Below are 4,278 nucleotides of genomic sequence, written 5' to 3' on the forward strand. Positions count from 1 at the left end.
CGGGGTCTGCGGGCCGCCCTGGGGCGCGTCGTACGGCGAACCGGCGCCCGGCCCGGGCGGGGGCTGCTTTCTGAACGGGTCGTCGTCCGGTGGCTGCGGTCCGGAGCCGGGGGGCGGTTCGCTGCTCATGGCCCGAGTCGACCTCGAACCCCCCGGTTCCGCATCCGGCGAGCGGCCGTCCGGAGTACGGACCGACGGACCGCCCTGGTCAGTCCGCCACGAAGGTGTGGGCCGCCTTGTCGTGCCAGCACTGGTGCCACGGGCGGTCGAACAGGCACCACAGGACGCCCACGACGCCGAAGCCGAGCAGCCCGGGAACGCTGTAGACGAGCCAGCGGCGCAGGGCCGCGCCGAAGGCCGGGGGCTCGTGGCCCTCGATGTCCCGTACCTCCAGACCCAGCAGCTTCTTGCCCAGCGTGCGGCCCCAACGGGCGGTGGGCAGCACCTCGTAGAGGACGCCGAAGCCGAGCAGGACGGCGAGCACGATCCCGAGGTACACCGACGTCGTGCCGTCGAGCAGCCAGACCGTGACGGTCCGGCCGGACAGCTTGGCCGCGTCGATCTTCCCGTCGATGTGGTCGACCGCCTTCGTGCCGAGCGGGACCGCGGCGACGGCGGTGACCGCCGCGAGGACCAGGGTGTCGACGAACCGGGCGGCGAACCGCTTGCCGAGCCGCGCGGGCCGGGCCGCCGCCTGACGCCGGGCGGCCGCCTGGAACACGTCCTCGACCGGCGGCTTCCACGGCGCCACGGGCCCGCCGTCCTGCGCGCCCGCCAGCCGGTGCACCTGCTGCGCCCAGGAGGGCTGTCCGCCGCCCGCCCCGCCGCCCATCGGCGTCATCGGCAGGCCGCCCGCAGCGGCAGCGGCGGGGGCCGGGGCGGGCCGGCCGAGCGGTGCGGCCTGCGGGGGGACACCGGCGGCCGCGGGGGTGCGTCCGGGCGCCTGGGCGGGCGCCTGGGCGGCCGCCGCGCGGGCCGCCGCGGCCTTCCCGGCTCCGAAGCCGGGCCGTGCGGCGGCGCCGGGCGCGGGCGCTCCGACGGGCCCCTGCGGGCCCGCCCCCGGTGCGCCGTCCTGCTGCTCCGCGCGCGGGGGTACGGGCCGGAAGGTCATGGTGCCGTCGTCCCCGCCGGGGCCGCCGGGACGGGGGACGTCGCCGGGGGCCGGGCCGGCCGGGGTGCCCGGAGTCGCCGCGGGCCCGGCCGTCGGCCGGCGCAGGACGAACGAGTCGTCGACGGCGCGCTCACCGGGGTCCGCGGCCGCGGCGGGCGTCGCCGTACCGTCCGTACCGGACGGGTGGCCGTCGGACGCGGGGACCCGCGGGTCGGCGCCCTGCGCGGTGCCCCAGGAGACCCGGCGGTCCTGGCCGGCGCCGAAGCCGGACTGCCGGGAGGGGTCGGCGCCCCAGGCGGACGCGGGCTCGGGACGGCTGCCGTGCTGGGCCTCGGCCGGGGTGACCGGACGCGGCTGCGGGTCCTCGTCGAAGAAGTGCGGGCCGGTCTCCTCGACCGGCGCGGGCGCGGGCGGCTGCGGGGCGGCGGCCGGCGGGACGAGCGGCGCTCCGTCGGACGGGGCCGGACGGCTGGTGCCCGGTACCCAGGAGGCACCGTTCCAGTACCGGACATAGCCAGGAATGGACGGGTCCGGGTAGTAGCCCTCGCGGGGCCTGTCGTCACCGGATGCCGGGGTTGGGGCGCTCATGTCCGTCGTCCCGTATCTGCTCGGAGGTCAAATGAGGGCCTCCACATCTATCAGACGAGCGCAATCCGCACCGCCACTCCCGCCCGACCCACCCCTTTCCGGGCAACCTCGTGCATCTGCTTCACACGCTCGGAAGGAAGTGCCGGAGAAAAGTTCCGCGAACCCGCGTAATGGTTGCCTCCCGTGCCTCTCTCACTCGTGCGGGCCCATCCCGGCGGCCCCGCACGAGAGACGAGAGAGGAACGCAACGCCATGAAGGAGACCGTGGTCGAGCGCGAGCTGGAGCTCACGCTCATCCTGTCGCCGGAGCACAGCATCCCCGTCGCCGCCCGGCTCACCTACCGCGGAGCCGATCCGTACGCCGTCCACATCGGCTTCCACATCCATTCCGAGCACCCCGTGCACTGGACCTTCGCCCGTGAGCTGCTGGTGGAGGGGGTGTTCCGGCCGTGCGGACACGGGGACGTGCGGGTGTGGCCGACGAAGGTCGCGGGCCGGGGCGTGGTGCTGATCGCGCTCAGCGCGCCCGAGGGGGACGCGCTGCTGGAGGCCCCGGCGGCGCAGGTGTCGGCCTGGCTGGAGCGCACGCTGCGGCTGGTGCCGCCGGGGACGGAGGGCGAACAGCTCGGGCTGGACGACGGCCTGGCCGAACTGCTCACCCCGACGCCCGTGGACGAGCTGTGGCTGCGCGACCCGTGGCCGTCGGACGAGTCCCAGGACGGGGAGTGAGGCGCGAGCTCCCGGCGGGCGGGGAGCCGCGGGGCGGGTCAGAACAGCTTGCCCGGGTTCAGGATGCCCAGCGGGTCGAAGACCTGCTTGACGGCCCGCTGCATCTCCAGCCCCACCGGCCCGAGTTCACGCGCCAGCCACTCCTTCTTCAGCACGCCCACGCCGTGCTCGCCGGTGATGGTGCCGCCGAGCTCCAGGCCGAGCGCCATGATCTCGTCGAAGGACTCGCGCGCCCGCGCGGACTCGTCGGGATCCAGGGCGTCGAAGCAGACCGTCGGATGGGTGTTGCCGTCGCCCGCGTGCGCGCAGACGCCGATGGTCAGCCGGTACTTCTCGGCGATCCGCTCGACCCCCTCCAGCATCTCGCCGAGCCGTGAGCGCGGCACGCACACGTCGTCGATCATCGTCGTGCCCTTGACCGCCTCCAGCGCGACCAGCGACATCCGGCGGGCCTGGAGCAGCAGTTCGGACTCGGCGGCGTCGTCGGCCGGTACGACCTGGGTGGCACCGGCCGCCTCGCACAGGGCGGCGACGGCCGCGAGGTCGGCGGCCGGGTCGGGCGTGTCGAAGGCGGCCAGGAGCAGCGCCTCGGTGGTCTCCGGCAGGCCCATGCGGGCGAGGTCGTTGACGGCCTTCACCGTCGTACGGTCCATGAGTTCGAGGAGGGACGGCACATGGCCCCCGGCCATGATCTCGCACACCGCGTCGCACGCGGCGGCGGCGGAGGCGAACTCGGCGGCCAGCACCAGCTGCTGCGGCGGCTTCGGCCGGAGCGCCAGCACGGCCCGTACGACGATGCCGAGCGAGCCCTCGGAGCCGACGAACAGCCGGGTCAGGTCGTACCCGGCGACGCCCTTGGCGGTGCGGCGGCCGGTGGACATCAGCCGGCCGTCGGCCAGCACCACGTCCAGACCGAGGACGTACTCGGCGGTGACCCCGTACTTCACGCAGCACAGGCCGCCGGAGGCGGTGCCGATGTTGCCGCCGATCGTGCAGGTCTCCCAGCTGGAGGGGTCGGGCGGGTAGTACAGCCCGTGCTCGTCGACCGCCCGGGACAGGACGGCGTTGACGACGCCCGGCTCGACCACGGCGATCCGGTCGACCGGGCTGATCTCCAGGATCCGGTCCATCCTCGTCAGCGACAGCGCGATACAGCCCTCGGAGGTGTTGGCGCCGCCGGACAGGCCGGTGCGGGCGCCCTGCGGGACGACGGGCACGCGCAGTTCGGTGGCGACCCGCATGACGTGCTGGACCTGTTCGACGGTACGCGGGAGCACGACCGCGGCCGGGACGCCGGCCGGGCAGAAGCTGGCCATGTCGTTGGCGTACGAGGCGGTGACGTCGGGGTCGGTGAGGACCGCGTCGGCGGGCAGGCCGTCCCGGAGACGGTCGAGGAGGTTTCCGGTCGTGTTTCCGGTCGCTTCGTCACGAGGCGCTTCGATACGGCTCATGATCACAGGTTCGCACTCGCGGCCATCGGTGTGAACCCCGTCCGCGGCTCCCTTCGGCTGCCGCGATGTGGTCGCCGCGCTCCCGCACAGTGAGCGCCATGGACGGACAACCACCGACTTCCGTGACCTCGTCCCGACGGCCGGGTTCCGCCGGGCGTGTCGTCCGGCGGCTGCTGCTCGTCGCGGCCGTGGTGTGCACCACGCTGGGCGCGACGCTGCTGCTGCTGCTGCCGACGGCGACGACGACGCGGCGGCCGGCCGTGGTGCGCCCTGCTCCGGCGCTCGGGGCCCAGGCGTACGGGGCGCGGGCGCTGGCCGCGGTCAGGGGCGGGGTGCCGGCGGGGGGGGGGGGGGGGCAGGGCGGGGCGGGTGGGGCCCCGCCGCGAGGAACCAGGGGCC

The 4,278-nt window shown here is 75.3% G+C and carries 3 protein-coding genes and 1 pseudogene; 2 read left to right on the forward strand and 2 right to left on the reverse strand.

Annotated elements, in window-relative coordinates; genetic code table 11:
• Positions 1-208: 208 nt before the first annotated feature.
• The gene (locus ABT085_RS44405) at positions 209-1,699 is read right to left on the reverse strand and encodes an RDD family protein (protein ID WP_351622350.1); all 1,491 of its coding nucleotides are present in this window, start codon (positions 1,697-1,699) and stop codon (positions 209-211) included.
• A 252-nt stretch (positions 1,700-1,951) separates the two neighbouring features.
• On the opposite strand from ABT085_RS44405, the gene ABT085_RS44410 reads away from it, so the two are divergent.
• Entirely contained in the window at positions 1,952-2,428 is a 477-nt protein-coding gene (locus ABT085_RS44410) for an SsgA family sporulation/cell division regulator (RefSeq protein ID WP_351622352.1), read from the forward strand.
• A 38-nt stretch (positions 2,429-2,466) separates the two neighbouring features.
• On the opposite strand, the gene ABT085_RS44415 is transcribed toward ABT085_RS44410, so the two are convergent.
• Positions 2,467-3,885 (reverse strand): FAD-binding oxidoreductase, encoded by a 1,419-nt coding sequence (locus tag ABT085_RS44415; RefSeq protein ID WP_351622355.1) that lies wholly within the window; start codon positions 3,883-3,885, stop codon positions 2,467-2,469.
• A 92-nt stretch (positions 3,886-3,977) separates the two neighbouring features.
• Here ABT085_RS44415 and ABT085_RS44420 point away from each other — a divergent pair.
• Positions 3,978-4,278: pseudogene (locus ABT085_RS44420) on the forward strand (hypothetical protein); the annotation flags it as partial.

The organism is Streptomyces sp. NPDC002265 (genome assembly GCF_040296125.1).
GTDB lineage: Bacteria > Actinomycetota > Actinomycetes > Streptomycetales > Streptomycetaceae > Streptomyces.

What these genes read in the sequence shown, in the direction of transcription:
- ABT085_RS44405 (WP_351622350.1), bottom strand. Translation starts at nt 1,699, where the DNA reads ATGAGCGCCCCAACCCCGGCATCCGGTGACGACAGGCCCCGCGAGGGC.
- ABT085_RS44410 (WP_351622352.1), top strand. Translation starts at nt 1,952, where the DNA reads ATGAAGGAGACCGTGGTCGAGCGCGAGCTGGAGCTCACGCTCATCCTG.